This window comes from Streptomyces sp. NPDC127117, assembly GCF_042677325.1.
In the GTDB taxonomy this organism is placed as follows: domain Bacteria; phylum Actinomycetota; class Actinomycetes; order Streptomycetales; family Streptomycetaceae; genus Streptomyces.
Genome location: NZ_JBHXTM010000007.1, coordinates 21,697 through 40,769, shown reverse-complemented (window position 1 = coordinate 40,769; position 19,073 = coordinate 21,697). Strand labels below are relative to the sequence as shown.

The following is a 19,073-nucleotide window of genomic DNA, read 5'->3' as shown; positions in this document are numbered from 1 at the left end:
CCCGTGTCCGCCTCCGTCTGCTCCGCCTTCTCCGCCCGCGGGACCGCTGCCGTGGCACCCGGTGAAATTCTCCGGAAGAACCGGCCGCGGAGGCGGAAACAGGAGGCGGACACGGGCCTTCACCAGCCGTGCGGCACTCGTCCGCACCCCGCGCGTCCGTCGTCCGCGCAGGCCCTCGGAACCGCCCGGAGGCCCGTTCCGAGGCCGGCGGGACTTGCCCGGGAAGCCGCGGCGGCGCCAGCCCCGTACCATTGGACGAGCCGTGGCGTGTCCGCCCGGCGGGCGTACGAGGACTTGAGACCGACTTAGACGCCTGATCCCACGATCCGAGAGAAGCGCAAGCCACCCATGCCCACGCGCCACGACATCCGTAACGTAGCCATCGTCGCCCACGTCGACCACGGCAAGACCACGCTGGTCGACGCCATGCTCAAGCAGGCCGGCGCCTTCGCCGCGCACGCCGCCGAGCACCTCGACGACCGCATGATGGACTCGAACGACCTGGAGCGTGAGAAGGGCATCACGATCCTCGCCAAGAACACGGCGGTGAAGTATCACCCCAAGGACGGCGGGGACCCGATCACGATCAACATCATCGACACCCCCGGCCACGCCGACTTCGGTGGTGAGGTCGAGCGCGGTCTGTCGATGGTGGACGCGGTCGTGCTGCTGGTCGACGCCTCCGAGGGCCCGCTCCCGCAGACCCGCTTCGTGCTGCGCAAGGCGCTCTCCGCGAAGATGCCGGTCATCCTCTGCATCAACAAGACCGACCGCCCCGACTCCCGGATCGCCGAGGTCGTCGACGAGACGTACGACCTGTTCCTGGACCTGGACGCGGACGAGGACCAGATCGAGTTCCCGATCGTCTACGCCTGCGCCCGTGACGGCGTCGCCTCGCTGACCAAGCCGGAGGACGGCACCGTCCCGGCCGACAGCGACAACCTGGAGCCGTTCTTCTCCACGATCCTGGCGCACGTCCCGGCCCCCGAGTACGACGAGGACGCCCCGCTCCAGGCCCACGTCACCAACCTGGACGCCGACAACTTCCTCGGCCGTATCGCGCTCTGCCGCGTCGAGCAGGGCGAGCTGCGCAAGGGCCAGACCGTCACCTGGATCAAGCGCGACGGCACGATGTCCAACGTCCGCATCACCGAGCTGCTGATGACCGAGGCGCTCACCCGCAAGCCGGCCGAGGTGGCGGGCCCGGGCGACATCTGCGCCATCGCCGGTATCCCGGACATCATGATCGGCGAGACCCTGGCCGACCCCGAGAACCCGATCGCGCTGCCGCTGATCACGGTCGACGAGCCGGCCATCTCGATGACCATCGGTACGAACACCTCGCCGCTGGTCGGCAAGGGCGGCAAGGGCCACAAGGTCACCGCCCGCCAGGTGAAGGACCGCCTGGACCGCGAGCTGATCGGTAACGTCTCGCTCCGTGTCCTGGACACCGAGCGCCCCGACGCCTGGGAGGTCCAGGGCCGCGGTGAGCTCGCGCTGGCCATCCTCGTCGAGCAGATGCGCCGTGAGGGCTTCGAGCTCACGGTCGGCAAGCCGGAGGTCGTCACCAAGCAGGTCGACGGCAAGACCCACGAGCCGATCGAGCGCATGACGATCGACTCCCCCGAGGAGCACCTCGGCGCGATCACCCAGCTGATGGCGACCCGCAAGGGCCGCATGGAGACGATGACGAACCACGGTTCGGGCTGGGTCCGCATGGAGTGGATCGTCCCGTCCCGCGGCCTCATCGGCTTCCGTACGGAGTTCCTGACGCAGACCCGCGGCACGGGCATCGCTCACTCCATCTTCGAGGGCCACGAGCCGTGGTTCGGCGAGCTGCGCACCCGTCACAACGGCTCGCTGGTCGCCGACCGCGCGGGCTCCGTGACGCCGTTCGCCATGGTCAACCTCCAGGAGCGCGGTGTCATCTTCACCGAGGCCGGCACCGAGGTCTACGAGGGCATGATCGTCGGCGAGAACTCCCGCGCCGACGACATGGACGTGAACATCACCAAGGAGAAGAAGCTCACCAACATGCGTGCGGCTTCCGCCGACACCACGGAGAACGTGGTGCCGGCCCGCAAGCTCTCGCTGGAGCAGTCCCTGGAGTTCTGCCGCGAGGACGAGTGCATCGAGGTGACCCCGGAGACGGTCCGTATCCGCAAGGTCGTCCTCGACCAGAAGGAGCGCGGCCGCGCCGCGTCGCGCGCCAAGCGCTGATCCGACGCCGGGCGCACTGAGCGCCGGTACGTACAACGGGGCCCGGTCTTCCGTCAGTTGACGGGGGGCCGGGCCCCGCCGTGCGTCTGTCCGGGGGCGCGTCGGAGCGCATCGGTGTGCATCAGCAACCGGATGGACGCGGAAGAGCGCCGTCCGGCAGGCTCATCACGCCGTTGTCCAGTGGTTTTCTCCGGCCATCCGTCCGCATATCGATCGTCGCTCTCCGAAAGCTGCGTTAACGGTCCGTTTCGAGCGTGTCTGTCTGGGATCACTTTGTCCGGATTTTGGGCAATCGCGATTCCTTGATGTTGTCAAAACGAGACCCCTTAAGTGTGGTTTACAGCCCGGTCGTACTTAATAGTTGGCTCCATTGAGCTCGGGTCAATGGGTCACGCACTGTGGGGAGTGCCGACTCACGAGCACACTAGGGGCACTGAAACGATCACCGTCAGGGGTGTCGGTGTATCGACTCCAGTGCCCTTCTTGTAGTCAAAAGTGGACTCATGAGGAGGAAACCCATGCGTGGTGCCAAGAGCGCCAAGTGGGTCGCGGGAGCGGCCATCATCGCCCTGGCCGCGACCGCTTGTGGTGGGAACGACAAGGACAGCGACAGCGGCCTGAACTCCGGGAAGGCGGACCCGAACGGGATCCTGACCGCCCAGCTCGGAGAGCCGCAGAACCCGCTGCAGCCGGCGAACGCCAAGGAGAGCCAGGGCAGCCGTGTCCTGCGCGCCATCTTCTCCGGCCTGGTCGACTACGAGCCCGGCACCGGCAAGCTTGTGTACGTCAACGCCGAGTCCGTGACGCCCAACGCCGACTCGTCCGTGTGGACCGTCAAGCTCAAGCCGGGCTGGAAGTTCCACGACGGCACCACGGTCACCTCCAAGTCCTTCGTGGACTCCTGGAACTGGTCGGCCAACGTCAAGAACAACCAGACCAACTCCAGCTGGTTCCAGGACATCAAGGGTTACGACGACGTCCACCCGGCCAAGGGTGCGCCGAAGTCGGACAAGATGTCCGGTCTGAAGATCGTCGATGACAACACCTTCACGATCAGCCTGACCAGCTCGGTCTCGTACTTCGCGTACAAGCTGGGTTACGACGTCTGGGCGCCGCTGCCCGAGTCCTTCTTCAAGGACCCGGCCGCCGCCGGCCAGAAGCCGATCGGCAACGGTCCCTACAAGTTCGTCTCGTGGGACCACAAGAAGCTGATCAAGGTTCGCAAGTTCGACGATTACCAGGGCCCGAACAAGGCCAAGAACGGTGGCATCGACTTCAAGAACTACACCACCGCCGACGCCGCCTACTCGGACCTGCGGTCGGACAACCTCGACTGGATCGAGCAGATCCCGACGACGTCGCTCACCAGCTACAAGCAGGACCTCGGCGACCGCGCCATCGACGCCGAGTACTCCGCGGTGCAGTCGATCGTCCCGGCGTTCTACACCAAGCAGTTCAAGGACATCAACCCCAAGGTCATCCAGGGTCTGTCCATGGCGATCGACCGTGACACGATCACCAAGACCGTGCTGCACGGCACCCGTACCCCGGCCGACTCGTACGTCGCCCGCGGTGTGCTCGGCTACAAGCCCGGCGCCCTCGGTGACATCACGAAGTTCGACCCGGCCCAGGCGAAGAAGCTCATCAAGGACGGCGGCGGCGTCCCGGGCAACAAGATCTCGATCCAGTTCAACGCCGACCAGGACCACAAGCCCTGGGTCGACGCGGTCTGCAACAGCATCCGCAAGGCCACCGGCGTCGAGTGCGTCGGTGACTCCAAGCCGGACTTCCAGGCCGACCTGAACGCCCGTGACAACAAGCAGGTCAAGTCCATGTACCGCGGTGGCTGGGTGCTCGACTACCCGGTCAACTCGAACTTCATGCGCGACCTGTACGGCACCACCGCCGCGGGCAACACCTCGGGCTACTCCAACAAGGAGTTCGACGCTCTCGCCTCGAAGGCCGACAAGGCCAAGACGCTCGACGAGACCGTCAAGCTCTACCAGGAGGCCGAGCAGCTCCTGAAGAACGACATGCCGGCCATCCCGCTGTGGTTCTACAAGAACAACTCGGGCCAGTCCAACAACGTGTTCGGCAAGATCGTGTACGGCCAGGACGGCGACCCGATCTTCACCGACGTCCAGGTCAAGGCCAAGAAGTAAGCATCGGGACCCGAAGGCCGGTTTCGCCGCTCCTCTTCAGGGGCGGCGGAACCGGCCCGTAGGCGATGCCCCGGGGCTCTCCCCCCACACCCCGCGGCGGAGACAACTCTGAGAAGGCCATCGCCGACCCCTCACGGCATGGAGGCATGATGGGGCGTTACGTCGCAAGGCGACTGCTCCAGATGATCCCGGTATTCATCGGGACCACTCTGATTATTTTCCTCATGGTCCACATCCTTCCCGGTGACCCAATCCGGGCGATGTGGGGAGACAAGGCGGCAGACCCCGCACAGGTCGCGTCGCTCCGCCATGAGTTCGGGCTCGACCAGCCCCTGTGGAAGCAGTACGTCGACTACATGGGCAATCTCTTCCAGGGCGACTTCGGCAAGACCTTCGGTGGTCGCGAAGTCATCGACGAGATGACCGAGTCCTTCCCGGTGACGCTGCGGCTGACCGCGGTGGCGATGCTCATCGAGATCGTCGTCGGCATCGGGCTCGGCGCCTGGGCGGGTCTGCGGGCCGGCAAGGCCGCCGACACCGGCGTCCTGATCTTCACCCTGATCGTCATCTCGATCCCGGTGTTCGTGCTCGGTTACCTCGCCCGCTTCGTCCTCGCGGACCAGCTCGGCTGGGTGGCACCGAACGTCCAGGACTCCACGGACTACGCGCAGTTGTTCCTACCGGGCTTCGTGCTCGCCATGCTCTCCATGGCGTACGTGGCACGGCTGACGCGCACCACGTTCGCGGAGAACCTGCGCGCCGACTACATGCGTACCGCGATGGCCAAGGGCCTGCCGCGACGCCGCATCGTCGGCGTCCACCTGCTGCGCAACTCGCTGATCCCGGTCGTCACCTTCCTCGGTACGGACGTCGGCGGCTTCATCGGCGGCGCGGTCGTGACCGAGGGCATCTTCAACGTCCAGGGTGTCGGGAACCTGCTCTTCAAGGGGCTGCAGCAGCGCGAGGGTTCGACGATCGTCGGCGTTGTCACGGTCTTCGTCCTCGTCATCCTTGTGATCAACCTGCTCGTCGACCTGCTGTACGCGGTCCTGGACCCGAGGATCCGGTATGCCTGACGTCACCGAGACCAAGACCGAAGCGGCGGTGGACGCCGTCGCCGCTCCCTCGGCCGCGGACGGCAAGAGCAAGGACAAGCCGCGCAGCCTCTGGGGCGATGCCTGGTTCGACCTGCGCCACCGCCCGATGTTCTGGATCTCCTCGATCCTGCTGCTGCTCCTGCTCGTCGTCGCGGCGTTCCCGGGGCTCTTCACCGGCGCCGACCCGCGCGACGGCGACCTGACCAACCACTTCCTGACCAAGCCGGAGCTGGGACACTTCTTCCAGGCCGACTGGTTCGGTTACGACGGTCAGGGACGGTCGATCTACGCGCGTGTCATCTACGGCACCCGCGCCTCGATCCTGGTGGGTGTCGGCGTCACCGCCGCGGTCACCCTGGTCGGCGGCCTGCTGGGCATGCTCGCCGGATACTTCGGCGGCTGGCTCGACTCCGTCATCTCCCGGGTCACCGACATCTTCTTCGGCATCCCCTTCCTGCTCGGCGCGATGGTCGTGCTGAACGCCTTCACCGAGCGCAAGGTGTACGTGGTGATCCTGGCCCTCGCCTTCCTGGGCTGGACCTCGATCTGCCGCGTCATGCGTGCCTCGGTGATCACCGCGAAGCAGGCGGACTACGTGACGGCGGCCCGCGCCCTCGGCGCCGGCACCTCGCGGATCCTCTTCCGGCACGTCCTTCCCAACGCGCTCGCCCCGACCATCGTCGTGGCCACCATCGCGCTCGGCGGGTACATCTCGGCCGAGGCGACGCTCTCGTTCCTCGGGCTCGGGCTCGCGGACCCGACGATCTCGTGGGGCATCGACATCGCGGAGGGCAGCAAGGCCATCCGCGACAACCCGCATGCGCTGCTGTTCCCGGCAGGAATGCTCAGCCTCACGGTCTTCGCGTTCATCATGCTGGGCGACGCGGTGCGCGACGCCCTCGACCCGAAGCTGCGCTGAGGAGGGCGTAAGACGTGACCATCATGGACAAGACAGCAGACATCCCGGCGCCCCGCTCCGGGGGGCCGGACGACGCCCGACTCCTCGAAGTGCGCGACCTGCACGTGGAGTTCCACACCCGGGACGGCATCGCCAAGGCCGTCAACGGTGTGAACTACAGCGTGGACTCGGGCGAGACCCTGGCCGTGCTCGGTGAGTCAGGTTCCGGCAAGTCCGTGACCGCCCAGGCGATCATGGGCATTCTCGACATGCCGCCCGGCAAGATCCCGCAGGGCCAGATCCTGTACCGGGGTCAGGACATGCTCACCATGAGCAACGAGGAGCGGCGGAAGATCCGCGGCCAGAAGATCGCGATGATCTTCCAGGACGCGCTCTCCTCGCTCAACCCCGTGCTCTCGGTCGGCTACCAGCTCGGCGAGATGTTCCGGGTCCACCAGGGACTCTCCCGCAAGCAGGCCAAGCTCAAGGCCATCGAGCTGATGGAGCGGGTCAAGATCCCCGCCGCCAAGCAGCGGGTCAGCGACTATCCGCACCAGTTCTCCGGCGGTATGCGCCAGCGCATCATGATCGCCATGGCACTGGCGCTGGAGCCGGACCTGATCATCGCGGACGAGCCGACCACCGCGCTCGACGTGACGGTCCAGGCCCAGGTCATGGACCTGCTCAAGGAGCTCCAGACCGAGTTCAACATGGGTCTGATCCTGATCACCCACGACCTCGGCGTCGTCGCCGACGTCGCGGACAAGATCGCGGTCATGTACGCGGGCCGGATCGTCGAGACGGCACCGGTGCACGAGCTGTACAAGCGGCCCGCGCACCCGTACACCCGCGGTCTGCTCGACTCGATCCCGAGGCTCGACCAGAAGGGCCAGGAGCTCTACGCGATCAAGGGCCTGCCGCCCAACCTGCTCAAGATCCCGTCCGGCTGCGCCTTCAACCCCCGCTGCCCCAAGGCGGAGGACATCTGCCGCACGGAGATTCCGGCCCTGGTGCCGGTCTCCGAGCAGGACGGCAGCGAGCTGCCCGGACGCGGCAGCGCCTGCCACTTCTGGAAGGAGACGATCCATGGCTGAGCTCGACAAGACGGACGGTTCCATGGACGCCACCCCGAACGTCACCGAGGTCGTGGCGGTCGACGCCGTCGACGAGACGGCGGCGGTCGCGGCCATCGAAGCCCCGGTGGAGCGCGGTGAGCCGATCCTCCAGGTGCGCAATCTGGTCAAGCACTTCCCGCTGAGCCAGGGCATCCTGTTCAAGCGCCAGGTCGGTGCGGTCAAGGCCGTGGACGGGGTCTCCTTCGACCTCTACCAGGGCGAGACGCTCGGCATCGTCGGCGAGTCGGGCTGTGGCAAGTCCACGGTCGCCCGGCTGCTGATGGCGCTGGAGACGGCCACGTCCGGCGAGGTCTTCTACAAGGGCCAGGACATCACCCGGCTGTCCGGCCGCGCGCTGAAGGCGGTCCGCCGGAACATCCAGATGGTGTTCCAGGACCCGTACACCTCGCTGAACCCGCGCATGACGGTCGGCGACATCATCGGCGAGCCCTTCGACATCCACCCCGAGGTGGCCCCCAAGGGCGACCGGCGGGCCAAGGTCCAGGAGCTGCTGGACGTCGTCGGCCTCAACCCGGAGTACATCAACCGCTATCCGCACCAGTTCTCCGGCGGCCAGCGCCAGCGCATCGGCATCGCCCGCGGCCTCGCGCTCAACCCGGAGATCATCATCTGCGACGAGCCGGTCTCCGCGCTCGACGTGTCGGTGCAGGCACAGGTCATCAACCTGATGGAGAAGCTCCAGGACGAGTTCAACCTCTCCTACGTCTTCATCGCGCACGACCTGTCGATCGTCCGGCACATCTCCGACCGGGTCGGCGTGATGTACCTCGGCAAGATGGCCGAGATCGGTACGGACGCGGAGATCTACGACCACCCGACGCACCCCTACACCCAGGCGCTGCTGTCGGCGGTCCCGGTCCCGGACCCCGAGGCCCGTGAGCGCGGCGAGCGGATCATCCTCACCGGTGACGTCCCGTCGCCGGCGAACCCGCCGTCGGGCTGCCGCTTCCGCACCCGGTGCTGGAAGGCCCAGGACAAGTGCTCCACGGAAATGCCGCTGCTGGCCGTCCCCGAGCGCTTCAAGGGCTCGGACAGCCCCGCGGCGCACGAGTCGGCCTGCCACTTCGCCGAGGAGAAGGACGTCGTCGGCGCGGCCTCCTAGCAGTACGTCGCGTGTGACCCGTCCCGTATGACCCGTCCCGCGTGACGCGGAAGCGCCCGGAACCGATCGGTTCCGGGCGCTTCTTCCTTTTCCCGGAACCGGGCGCGCAGGTGGCTCGGGTCAATGGGCTCACGTGCTCGGTTCCGCGGGGCCGGGGAAGCCCCGCGTCCTTGGACCGATCGGGTCCTTGTCCGCGGGGTTCCCCGGGGCCGGGTCAGGGGTGTCAGGCCCCGGCCTCGGGGTCTTCGGTGGTCTTCTTGCCGAGCTTCGGCGCGGAGGAGGCCGCACGGGCCTTCGGGACGGCCCCGGCCGACCGGGAGTCCTCGGGGTAGTGGCAGGCCGTCAGATGGCCTTCCCGGCTGCCCTCGACCCGCACCAGGGGCGGGGCCTCGCTCGCGCACTTGTCCGTCGCCTTCCAGCAACGGGTACGGAAGCGGCAGCCCGACGGCGGATTGACCGGGGAGGGGACGTCACCGACCAGGCGGATGCGCTCACGGGCCGGCGTCTCGTCGACGGTCGCCTCGGGCACCGCCGAGAGCAGCGCCCTGGTGTACGGGTGGCGCGGGTTGCCGTACAGGTCCTCGCGGTCGGCGATCTCCACGATCCTGCCGAGGTACATGACCGCCACGCGCTGCGAGAAGTGGCGCACGATCGCCAGGTCGTGGGCGATGAACAGGAACGCGATGCCGAGTTCCTTCTGCAGCTTCTGCAGCAGGTTCACCACCTGCGCCTGGATCGACACGTCCAGCGCCGAGACCGGCTCGTCGGCCACGATCAGCTTCGGCTCCAGGGCCAGGGCGCGGGCCACCCCGATGCGCTGGCGCTGGCCGCCGGAGAACTCGTGCGGGAAGCGGTTGTAGTGCTCCGGGTTGAGCCCGACGGTCTCCAGCAGCTCCCGTACGCGCGCCTCGCGGCCGCCCGCCGGGTTGATGTCGTTGATCTCCATCGGGGCGGTGATGATCTTGCCGACGGTCTGCCGCGGGTTCAGCGAGGCGTACGGGTCCTGGAAGATCATCTGGATCTCGGAGCGGACCGGGGCCAGCTCCTTGCGCGAGGCGTGGCTGATGTCCTGGCCGCGGTAGGAGATCCGGCCGGAGGTCGGCTCCAGCAGCCGGGTGATCAGCCGGCCGGTGGTCGACTTGCCGCAGCCGGACTCGCCGACCAGGCCCAGGCTCTCGCCCTCGCCGACGGTGAAGTCCAGCCCGTCCACGGCCTGGACGGCACCGACCGTCCGCCGGATCGGGAAGCCGCCCTTGATCGGGAAGTGCTTGGTGAGTCCGGAGACGTCCAGGAGGGGATCTGTGCTGCTCATGGTGGGGAAGTCCCGTCTCTTGTACGTCAGTTGGGCCGGGTGCCGGCGAAGTCTGCGAAGAACTCGGTGCGCTGCTCCGCGGAGAGGTGGCAGGCGGCGCCGCGCCCGGCGGTGAGCTCCAGCGGCGGCTGGTCGGTCGCGCAGCGCTTGCCGCCGACCTGCTCGGTGAACGTGCACCGGGGGTGGAAGCGGCAGCCGGTCGGCGGGTTGAGGAGGCTCGGCGGGGAGCCGGGGATCGGCGACAGCGGTACGTCGACCGGCCCTTCGAGGGTCGGCATGGAACCCAGCAGGCCCCAGGTGTACGGGTGCTGGGGCTTCTGCAGCACCTCGCGCTTCGTACCGCGCTCGACGCAGCGCCCGCCGTACATCACCAGCACGTCGTCCGCGATGTCGGCGATGACGCCGAGGTCGTGGGTGATGAAGATGATCGAGGTGCCGGTCTCCTGCTGGAGTTCCTTCAGCAGGTCCATGATCTGGGCCTGCACGGTGACGTCCAGCGCCGTGGTCGGCTCGTCCGCGATCAGCAGCTCCGGGTCGCAGACCAGCGACATGGCGATCATGGCGCGCTGACGCATACCGCCGGAGAACTGGTGCGGATAGTCGTCCACCCGCAGATCGGGCTGCGGGATGCCCACCTTGGTGAGCATCTCGACGGCCCGCGCCCTGGCCTCCCGCTTGGAGGCGCCGGTGTGCTTGCGGTACGTCTCGCCGATCTGCTTGCCGATGGTGTGGTACGGCGACAGAGAGGCCAGCGAGTCCTGGAAGATCATGGCCATCTTGTTGCCGCGCAGCCGCTCCAGCTCGCGCTCCGACGCGGTCAGCAGGTCCTGCCCGTCGAGGAGGATCTCGCCCTCGATCTCGGTGTGGTCGGGGTGGTGCAGGCCGAGGATGGTCAGGTTGGTGACGGACTTGCCGGAACCGGACTCACCGACGATGCCGAGCGTCTTGCCCTTCTCGATGTCGAAGGACAGCCCGTCGACGGCTTTGACCATGCCGTCCTCGGTCGAGAAGTGCACGCGCAGATCGCGTACGGAGAGGAAGGGGGTGCTCACTGGATCTCTCCCTAGGCGAGGCGGACGCGCGGGTCGATGAGGGCGTAGACGGCGTCGACGATGATGTTGAAGATGACGATCGCCGCCGCCGCGACCAGGACGACACCGAGGATCAGCGGCAGGTCGTTGTCGCCGACGGCCTTGACCGAGAGGGCGCCGATGCCGTGCAGACCGAAGGTCTTCTCGGTGATGATCGCACCGCCCAGGAGCAGGCCGATGTCGAGGCCGAAGATGGTGACGATCGGGCCCATGGCACCGCGCCAGGCGAACCGGAAGAACACCGTCCGTCGGGACAGGCCCTTGGCGCGCGCGGTGCGCACATAGTCCTCGTTCAGCGTCTCGACGAGCTGGGAGCGGGCCATGCGGGTGTAGTTGGCGGTGAAGATCAGCGCCAGTACCAGCCAGGGCAGCAGCAGCCCGGAGAACCAGCCGGACACGCTCTCGGTGAAGGGGACGTCCTTGGGCCGGCTCAGGATGTGCCACTGGTCCGCGAGGTAGTACATGGCGACCACGCCGACGATGTAGATCTGCATCGAGGACCCGATCAGCGACGCCGAGGACGCCACCTTGTCCAGCGCCTTGCCCTGCTTGACCGCGGCGAGCATGCCGGTGCCGACACCGAAGACCACGAAGACGACCGCGCTGCCGATCGAGAGGGAGAGCGTCGTGGGGAGGCGGTCCAGGATGGTGCCGAGGACCGGCTCACGGTTGTGGAACGAGTAACCCAGGCACGGGGCGGGGCAGTGCCCGAAGGAGGTGTAGTCCCGGCCGACGAAAACGGCCTGGAGCCAGTGCCAGTACTGCACGGGCAGCGGGTCGGCTATGCCGAGGTTGCGTTTGACCAGCGCCAGCGTCTCGGGTGTGCACACCTTGCCGCAGGCCACACGAGCTGGGTCGCGGGGCGCGACGTAGAAGAGGACGAAAGTGATGGCACTGATGATCAGCAGGATGACCAGTGCGCCGATTGCCCGGCGGATGAGGAAGCGGAACATGGCGATGGATTTCCCTGGCAGACGCCGACGAGGGGGAGGGGAGCGGGCGGGGCGCCGCACGGGCGCCCCGCCTCAGGAGTGTCGGCGTCAGGCCTTCACGAACAGCTTGTAGAAGATGGCCGAGGAGAACTGCGGGTGGAACATGGCGCCGCCGACCTTCGTGCCGAAGAGGTAGAAACGGCGCTGGAACGTCTCGGGGATGATCGGCGCCTCCTCCGTCATGATCCGCTTGTCCAGCGCGGCCCAGGCCTTGCCGGCCTCCGTGGGGTCGGCGACGAGGTTGTTCTTCTTGATGGCCTCGTTGACCCAGTCGACGTTCAGCTGCGAGATGTTGTTCGCGCCGTTGGCGATCGTGCCGCCGTCGAAGAGCGGCTGAATCAGGGTGTAGCCGGTCGGCCAGTCCGGGGACCAGCCGAACCACATCACGTCGAACTTGTTGTCGATCTGCTGGATCTGGTCGTAGTAGCTGGTGGAGTCCAGCTGCTTGATGACCGGGTCGAAGCCGGCCGCCTTGAGGGCGTTCTCGATGACGACCTTGGTCTTGTCGTAGGTGTTGCTCTGCGGGAAGGCGTAGACGACCTTCTGGCCTTCCTTGCCGGCCTCCTTGAGCAGCTTCTTCGCCGCCTCCGGGTCGCCCTGCGGCTTCTTCAGCTTGCCGTAGACGTCGTCCTTGGCGTAGCCCAGGATGTCGGGGCTCAGGATGGAGGTCGCGTAGTCACCGGCCGACGGGCCACCGTAGATCTTGCGGATCTGCTCCAGCGGCCAGGCGTGGATGAGGGCCTGACGAACCTTCAGGTCCGTGATCCGCTTGGTGTTGATCGCGTAGTAGTAGATGCCGGTCAGCAGGCCGTTGAAGGTCCGCTTCTTCAGCTCGGGGTCGGTGAGGACCTTCTGGATGCGCTCGGCCGGGACGCCGCTGTACGCCATGACCGCGTACTGGTCGTCGCCGTCGTCGGCGATCATCCGGTCGGTGGCCTGGAGGGACTCGGGGCCGAACTCGTAGACGAAGCTGTCCGGGTATGCGTTGCGGATCGCGTCCGTGTTGGGATCCCAGTGCGGGTTGCGCACCAGCGTCATCGACTTGTCGATGGCGTGGGCCTTGATGCGGTACGGACCGCAGCTCATCGGGTCCTTGTCGTACTTCTCCTTGGTGTCGCCCTTGACCGGGACGGCGGCGTAGGAGTTCATCGCCAGGGTGAAGTTGAGGTCCAGGCGGGGCTCGGCCAGCTTGAAGGTGATCGTCTTCGCCTTGGTGTCGGTGACGAGCGCGTCGAGGTGCTTGCCGCCGAACGGACCCTTGTACTTCGAGCGGAAGTCACCCGGGCCGACCAGCGCGTTCTGGACGTAGCCCGCACCTTCGGTGGTGAAGCTGGCGAAGCCTCGCTCGATGCCGTGGCGGACGTCATCGATGGTGAGTTCCTTGCCGTCCTCCCACTTCAGACCGTCCTTCAGGGTGAAGGTCCAGGTCTTGCCGCCGTCGGACATGGTGCCCGCGTCGGTGGCGAGGTCGCCGACCAGCGTCATCGAGCCGTCAGCCGCGATCTTGTAGCCGGTCAGGCCACGGATGAAGAGGTCACCGACCGCGGAGTTCCACGAGAAGTAGATGCGCTGCGGGTCCAGGTGCGAGAAGTCGTCCGGGGCGATCCCGCGGATCGTGCCGCCCTTCTTCGCGCCCGGTATCTCGGCGGCCGGACCGGTGGAGTCGGCCTTCGTGCCGACCACGACCGCGCCGGTGTACTTGTCGGTACCGCCGTGTCCGGCGCTGCCGCCCTTCTTGGTCGTGCTGCCGCTGCTGCACGCGGAGAGGACCATCGAACCGCCGGCCGCGACCGACGTTGCGATGACGAAGTTTCTGCGGGAAAGGGACATGGTTTCCTGCTCTGGTCGATGGAGAGAAACGATCTTTCCGGTGGGCCCCGTCGCCCGGCCGGAGGAAGTGCGGTTCAGCGCTTGGTCTTCGGGTCCAGTGCGTCACGCACCGAGTCGCCCAGCAGGTTGAAGGCGATGACGAAGATCACCATCGAGACGCCGGGGAAGAGCATGAACGTGATGTCGCTCTGGTAGACGTCCGATCCGCGCTGGATCATCACGCCCCAGTCGGGGGTCGGGGAAGTGAGCCCGACGCCGAGGAAGGCGAGGCCCGCCTCCGCGGTGACGTACGCGGGCAGCGCGAGCGTGGCCTGGATCAGGATCGGCGTCCAGAGATTGGGCAGCAGTTCCTTGAAGATGATCCGCGCCGGGGAGGCGCCGGTCACCCTGGCGGCCTCGACGAACTCGCGCTCGCGCAGGGCGAGTACCTCGCCGCGCAGCAGACGTGCGATGGAGGCCCAGCCGAAGGCCGTCATGACCGAGATGAGGCTGACCACGGTCAGCCAGACCGGGGTGTTCTCCTCCGGGGAGACCAGGATCGAGATCAGAACCGGCCAGAAGGCGATGAAGAAGAGCGTGGAGGGGAAGGCCAGCAGGATGTCGATGACCCGGCCCACGAGGTAGTCGGTCTTCCCGCCCAGGTAGCCCGCGGTGATGCCGACGGCGATGCCGATCACCGTCACCAGCAGGGTGGTTGCCGCGGCGATGAGCAGGGAGTTGCGTATGCCGTAGAGCAGGAAGGTGAAGACGTCCCGGCCGAGGCCGGGCTCGATGCCGAACCAGAAGTCGCTGCTGATCCCGCCGTTGGGCAGTACCGGCGAACCGAAGTCGTCCAGCAGGCTCGTGTCGTTCTGCCCGTACGTCGTGTACGGGTCCTTGCCGTACAGCTTCGCGATCAGCGGCGCGCAGATGGCGATCACGAAGAAGAAAATGACTACATAGGCCGAAATCACGCCGGTACGGTCGCGCTTGAAGCGCAGCCAGGCCATCCTGCCCGGCGAGCGGCCGTCGCCGCCCTTGGGCGCGGACGGTCCCGCTGTCGACTGCGGCTTCGCGTCCTCCACCTCAACGGGGGTGGTGGCTTGCGGGGTTGGAATCGTCATGGTGCTCCTGGCCCGGAGGGTCGAAGGACTCCGCAGGGCAACACCTACGGGCTACCCGGACTTTTTCAACGCAATTCATGCAGGGTCAATGAATGTCCGACGCCCTTGGCACGCTCTTTGGAAATTTGACCAATCCATGACCAAGTCAAGGGTGTGGCTTTGCTTCCGTTTGGCTTTTTCGAAGGCGTGTTCGCGACTTAACGGGTGAAGTCCGGCAATGAGTCCGATATGCGGGCGCGGTTGTCTCGGAATTCGTACGGTCGACCGGCCGTACTCGCGGTCGATGCGCATTCGATGCGCGGCCGTTATCGCTCCGGTGTCTGCCGGGGGTCACACCCGCAGCTCCTCCGGCCGCGGGATGCCACTCGGGTGGGCTCCGGCACGCCCGAATGGGTGGAGTAAATGTGCGCGATGTCCGTGATGCGGTGATATTTGACCGTACGTAAGACGGAGCACTACGAGGAGGCACTCCATGCGCGGAGCCACACAGGCCAGGTGGGCCGCATGTGCGGTGGTCGTCGCCCTGGCGGCGACGGCATGTGGCGGCGGGGGCAGCAGCAGTGGCGGCGGTGGGGCGAACGGCATCGTGAGCTCTTCGTGGGGTGACCCGCAGAACCCGCTCGAACCCGCGAACACCAACGAGGTGCAGGGCGGCAAGGTCCTCGACATGATCTTCCGGGGGCTCAAGAGGTACGACCCGAAGACCGGCGCGGCCACCGACATGCTCGCCGAGAAGATCGAGACCAAGGACAACCAGAACTTCACGGTCACCGTGAAGGACGGCTGGACCTTCAGCAACGGCGAGAAGATCACCGCCAAGTCGTTCGTGGACGCCTGGAACTACGGGGCGCTGCTGAAGAACAATCAGAAGAACGCCTACTTCTTCGGTTACATCGACGGCTACGACAAGGTCCACCCCGACTCCGGCACCGCCTCGGCCGCCACGCTCTCCGGCCTCAAGGTCCTCGACGACAAGACGTTCACCGTCAAGCTGTCGCAGAAGTTCTCCCTGTGGCCGGACACCCTCGGCTACCCGGCCTTCGCCCCGCTGCCCAAGGCGTTCTTCACCGACCACGCCGCCTGGGTGGCCAAGCCGATCGGCAACGGGCCGTACACCGTCGACAAGTACACCAAGGGCTCGTCGATGAACCTGCGCAAGTGGGACAAGTACCCCGGCGACGACAAGGCGCAGAACGGCGGCATCGACCTCAAGGTCTACACCGACAACAACACCGCCTACACCGACCTGACGGCCGGCAACCTCGACCTCGTCGACGACGTGCCCGCCTCGCAGCTGAAGAACGTCAAGGCGGACCTCGGCGACCGGTACATCAACACCCCGGCCGGCATCATCCAGACCCTCGCCTTCCCCTTCTACGACAAGAAGTGGGACACCCCCGGCGGCATCAAGGTCCGCCAGGGCCTGTCGATGGCGATCAACCGGCAGCAGATCACCGATCAGATCTTCCAGAAGACCCGCACCCCCGCCTCCGACTGGACCTCCCCGGTCCTCGGCGAGGAGGGCGGCTTCAAGAAGGGGCTGTGCGGCGCGCCCTGCGAGTACAACGCGGCCAACGCCAAGAAGCTGATCCAGGAGGGCGGCGGCATCCCCGGCGGCCAGCTCAAGATCTCGTACAACGGTGACACCGGCTCCCACAAGGAGTGGGTCGACGCCGTCTGCAACAGCATCAACAAGGTGATGGGCAACAACAAGGCGTGCGTCGGCGCCCCGGTCGGCACCTTCGCCGACTTCCGCAGCCAGGTCTCCCAGCAGAAGCTGACCGGTGCCTGGCGGGCCGGCTGGCAGATGGACTACCCGCTCATCCAGAACTTCCTTCAGCCCGTCTACTACACCGACGCCTCGTCCAACGACGGCAAGTGGAGCAACAAGCAGTTCGACGGGCTCGTCGACAAGGCCAACGCCGAGTCCGACAAGGCCAAGGCCGTCTCCACCTTCCAGGACGCGGAGAAGGTCCTGGTCGCGCAGATGCCCGTCATCCCGCTCTGGTACCAGAACGGCAGCGCCGGCTACTCGGAGAACATCTCCGACGTGTCGCTGAACCAGTTCAGCGTCCCGGTCTACGCGCAGATCAAGGTCAAGTGACCCGTTGAGGCCCTGCGGCCGGGTGGCCGGTGCCAGGAGCGCACCGGCCGCCCGGCCTCCCCGTCCCCCGGACGCGTCACTCCCCAGCCCCGAGCCTCTGACCCCCGCGACCCCCGGAGCCCCTTCATGGGACGTTATGTGATCCGGCGGCTGCTGCAGATGATCCCGGTCTTCTTCGGCACCACGCTGTTGATCTTCCTCATGGTGAATGTGATGGGCGACCCCATCGCGGGTCTCTGCGGCGACCGCCAGTGCGACCCCGCGACCGCGGCCCAGCTCCGCTCGGAGTTCGGCCTCGACAAGCCCGTCTGGCAGCAATACCTCACCTACATGGGCAATGTCTTCACCGGCGACTTCGGCACCGCGTTCAACGGTCAGAAGGTCACCGAGCTGATGGCCACCGCCTTCCCCATCACCATCCGGCTCACCGTCGTCGCGATCGTCTTCGAGATCGTCATCGGCATCAGCCTCGGAGTCGTCACCGGCCTGCGCCGCGGCCGCCCCGTCGACACCACCGTGCTCATCCTGACCCTGGTCGTCATCTCCATCCCGACCTTCGTCACCGGCCTGCTGCTCCAGCTCCTCCTCGGAGTCGAGTGGGGCATCATCAAACCCTCCGTCTCCTCGGAGGCCCCCTTCAACGAGCTGCTCGTGCCCGGACTCGTGCTCGCCTCGGTCTCCCTGGCGTACGTCACCCGGCTCACCCGGACCTCCATCGCGGAGAACGCCCGCGCCGACTACGTCCGCACCGCCGTCGCCAAGGGCCTGCCCGGACGCCGCGTCGTCATCCGGCACCTGCTGCGCAACTCACTGATCCCGGTCGTCACCTTCATCGGCACCGACGTGGGCGCCCTGATGGGCGGGGCGATCGTCACGGAGCGGATCTTCAACATCCACGGCGTCGGCTTCCAGCTCTACCAGGGCATCCTGCGCCAGAACTCCCAGACCGTCGTCGGCTTCGTCACCATCCTCGTCCTCGTCTTCCTGGCGGCGAACCTGATCGTCGACCTGCTGTACGCCGTACTCGACCCGAGGATCCGCTATGCCTGAGCAGACACCGGACGAGGCGATCTCGTCGGCCGGAGCGGGAGGCGTGATGGATCTCGCCCTGGAGGAGGGCACGACCCTCGAAAGGACACCCGGCGGCCCCGAGGGCACCGGCCCCGCCGAGAAGCCGCACAGCCTGTGGTCCGACGCCTGGCGGGACCTGCGCCGCAACCCGGTCTTCATCATCTCCGCCCTGATCATCCTCTTCCTGGTGATCATCTCGATCTGGCCCTCGCTGATCGCCGACCAGGACCCGCTCAACTGCGACCTGGCCAAGGCCCAGCAGAGCTCCCAGCCCGGACACCCCTTCGGCTTCGACGGACAGGGCTGCGACGTGTACACCCGTACCGTCTACGGGGCCAGGAACTCGGTGACCGTGGGCGTCTGTTCCACCCTCGGCGTCACCCTGCTCGGCGGCCTGCTCGGCGGCCTGGCCGGGTTCTTCGGCGGCCTGTCGGACTCGATCCTCTCCCGCGTCACCGACGTCTTCTTCGGCATCCCCGTGGTCCTCGGCGGCCTGGTCTTCCTCTCCGTGGTCACCAGCTCCACCGTCTGGCCGGTGATCGGCTTCATCGTGCTGCTGGGCTGGCCGCAGATCGCCCGCATCGCCCGCGGCTCCGTGATCACCGCCAAACAGAACGACTACGTACAGGCGGCACGGGCGCTCGGCGCCTCCAACACCCGGATGATGCTGCGCCACATCACCCCGAACGCCATCGCGCCGGTCATCGTCGTCGCGACCATCGCGCTCGGTACGTACATCTCGCTGGAGGCGACCCTCTCGTTCCTCGGCGTCGGCCTGAAACCACCGGCCGTCTCCTGGGGCATCGACATCTCCGCCGCCTCCCAGTACATCCGCAACGCCCCGCACATGCTGCTCTGGCCCGCCGGAGCGCTGGCGGTCACCGTGCTCGCCTTCATCATGCTCGGCGACGCGGTGCGCGACGCCCTCGACCCCAAGCTGCGCTGAGGAGCCCGC

The 19,073-nt window shown here is 66.9% G+C and carries 14 protein-coding genes; 9 read left to right on the top strand and 5 right to left on the bottom strand.

Annotated elements, in window-relative coordinates:
- Positions 1-348: 348 nt before the first annotated feature.
- From typA to ACFVH0_RS08665, 6 genes are all read left to right on the top strand, one after another.
- Entirely contained in the window at positions 349-2,220 is a 1,872-nt protein-coding gene (gene typA / locus ACFVH0_RS08690) for a translational GTPase TypA (RefSeq protein ID WP_385818866.1), read from the top strand.
- A 518-nt stretch (positions 2,221-2,738) separates the two neighbouring features.
- A complete protein-coding gene (locus ACFVH0_RS08685; protein ID WP_385818865.1) occupies positions 2,739-4,382 on the top strand; it encodes an ABC transporter substrate-binding protein in 1,644 nt (547 codons plus the stop codon).
- 149 nt (positions 4,383-4,531) lie between these two features.
- The gene (locus ACFVH0_RS08680; protein WP_366110449.1) at positions 4,532-5,458 is read left to right on the top strand and encodes an ABC transporter permease; all 927 of its coding nucleotides are present in this window, start codon (positions 4,532-4,534) and stop codon (positions 5,456-5,458) included.
- Positions 5,451-6,398, top strand: a complete 948-nt coding sequence (locus tag ACFVH0_RS08675) for an ABC transporter permease (protein WP_385818864.1) — start codon at positions 5,451-5,453, stop codon at positions 6,396-6,398. The genes ACFVH0_RS08680 and ACFVH0_RS08675 overlap by 8 nt, the downstream gene beginning before the upstream one ends.
- A 14-nt stretch (positions 6,399-6,412) precedes the next feature.
- Positions 6,413-7,471 (top strand): ABC transporter ATP-binding protein, encoded by a 1,059-nt coding sequence (locus tag ACFVH0_RS08670; protein ID WP_385818863.1) that lies wholly within the window; start codon positions 6,413-6,415, stop codon positions 7,469-7,471.
- Complete coding sequence (locus ACFVH0_RS08665) at positions 7,464-8,615, top strand: ABC transporter ATP-binding protein (RefSeq protein ID WP_385818862.1); 1,152 nt, start codon at positions 7,464-7,466, stop codon at positions 8,613-8,615. The genes ACFVH0_RS08670 and ACFVH0_RS08665 overlap by 8 nt, the downstream gene beginning before the upstream one ends.
- Before the next feature lie 223 nt (positions 8,616-8,838).
- Here the strand turns inward: ACFVH0_RS08665 and ACFVH0_RS08660 are convergent, their stop codons facing one another.
- The 5 genes from ACFVH0_RS08660 to ACFVH0_RS08640 form a co-directional block, all read right to left on the bottom strand.
- The gene (locus tag ACFVH0_RS08660) at positions 8,839-9,927 is read right to left on the bottom strand and encodes an ABC transporter ATP-binding protein (protein WP_385818861.1); all 1,089 of its coding nucleotides are present in this window, start codon (positions 9,925-9,927) and stop codon (positions 8,839-8,841) included.
- Between the two features lie 26 nt (positions 9,928-9,953).
- Positions 9,954-10,919, bottom strand: a complete 966-nt coding sequence (locus ACFVH0_RS08655) for an ABC transporter ATP-binding protein (protein ID WP_385819014.1) — start codon at positions 10,917-10,919, stop codon at positions 9,954-9,956.
- 71 nt (positions 10,920-10,990) lie between these two features.
- Positions 10,991-11,971 carry an ABC transporter permease gene (locus ACFVH0_RS08650; protein ID WP_385818860.1) on the bottom strand — a complete coding sequence of 327 codons (981 nt, stop codon included), beginning with the start codon at positions 11,969-11,971 and terminating at the stop codon, positions 10,991-10,993.
- Between the two features lie 87 nt (positions 11,972-12,058).
- Positions 12,059-13,840: an ABC transporter substrate-binding protein gene (locus ACFVH0_RS08645; protein WP_385818859.1), complete on the bottom strand. Its 1,782-nt coding sequence runs from the start codon at positions 13,838-13,840 to the stop codon at positions 12,059-12,061.
- Positions 13,841-13,914: 74 nt separating this feature from the next.
- Positions 13,915-14,943 (bottom strand): ABC transporter permease, encoded by a 1,029-nt coding sequence (locus ACFVH0_RS08640; protein WP_385818858.1) that lies wholly within the window; start codon positions 14,941-14,943, stop codon positions 13,915-13,917.
- Between the two features lie 472 nt (positions 14,944-15,415).
- Here ACFVH0_RS08640 and ACFVH0_RS08635 point away from each other — a divergent pair, with 472 nt between their 5' ends.
- The 3 genes from ACFVH0_RS08635 to ACFVH0_RS08625 all read left to right on the top strand — a co-directional run bounded on the left by ACFVH0_RS08635 (position 15,416) and on the right by ACFVH0_RS08625 (position 19,064).
- Positions 15,416-17,047, top strand: coding sequence for an ABC transporter substrate-binding protein (locus ACFVH0_RS08635; RefSeq protein WP_385818857.1), 1,632 nt, complete (start codon positions 15,416-15,418; stop codon positions 17,045-17,047).
- Positions 17,048-17,173: 126 nt separating this feature from the next.
- Positions 17,174-18,097, top strand: a complete 924-nt coding sequence (locus ACFVH0_RS08630; protein WP_384755033.1) for an ABC transporter permease — start codon at positions 17,174-17,176, stop codon at positions 18,095-18,097.
- On the top strand, positions 18,090-19,064 hold the full coding sequence (locus tag ACFVH0_RS08625) for an ABC transporter permease (RefSeq protein ID WP_385818856.1): 975 nt from the start codon (positions 18,090-18,092) through the stop codon (positions 19,062-19,064). Before ACFVH0_RS08630 ends, ACFVH0_RS08625 begins: the two co-directional genes overlap by 8 nt.
- Positions 19,065-19,073 lie beyond the last annotated feature (9 nt).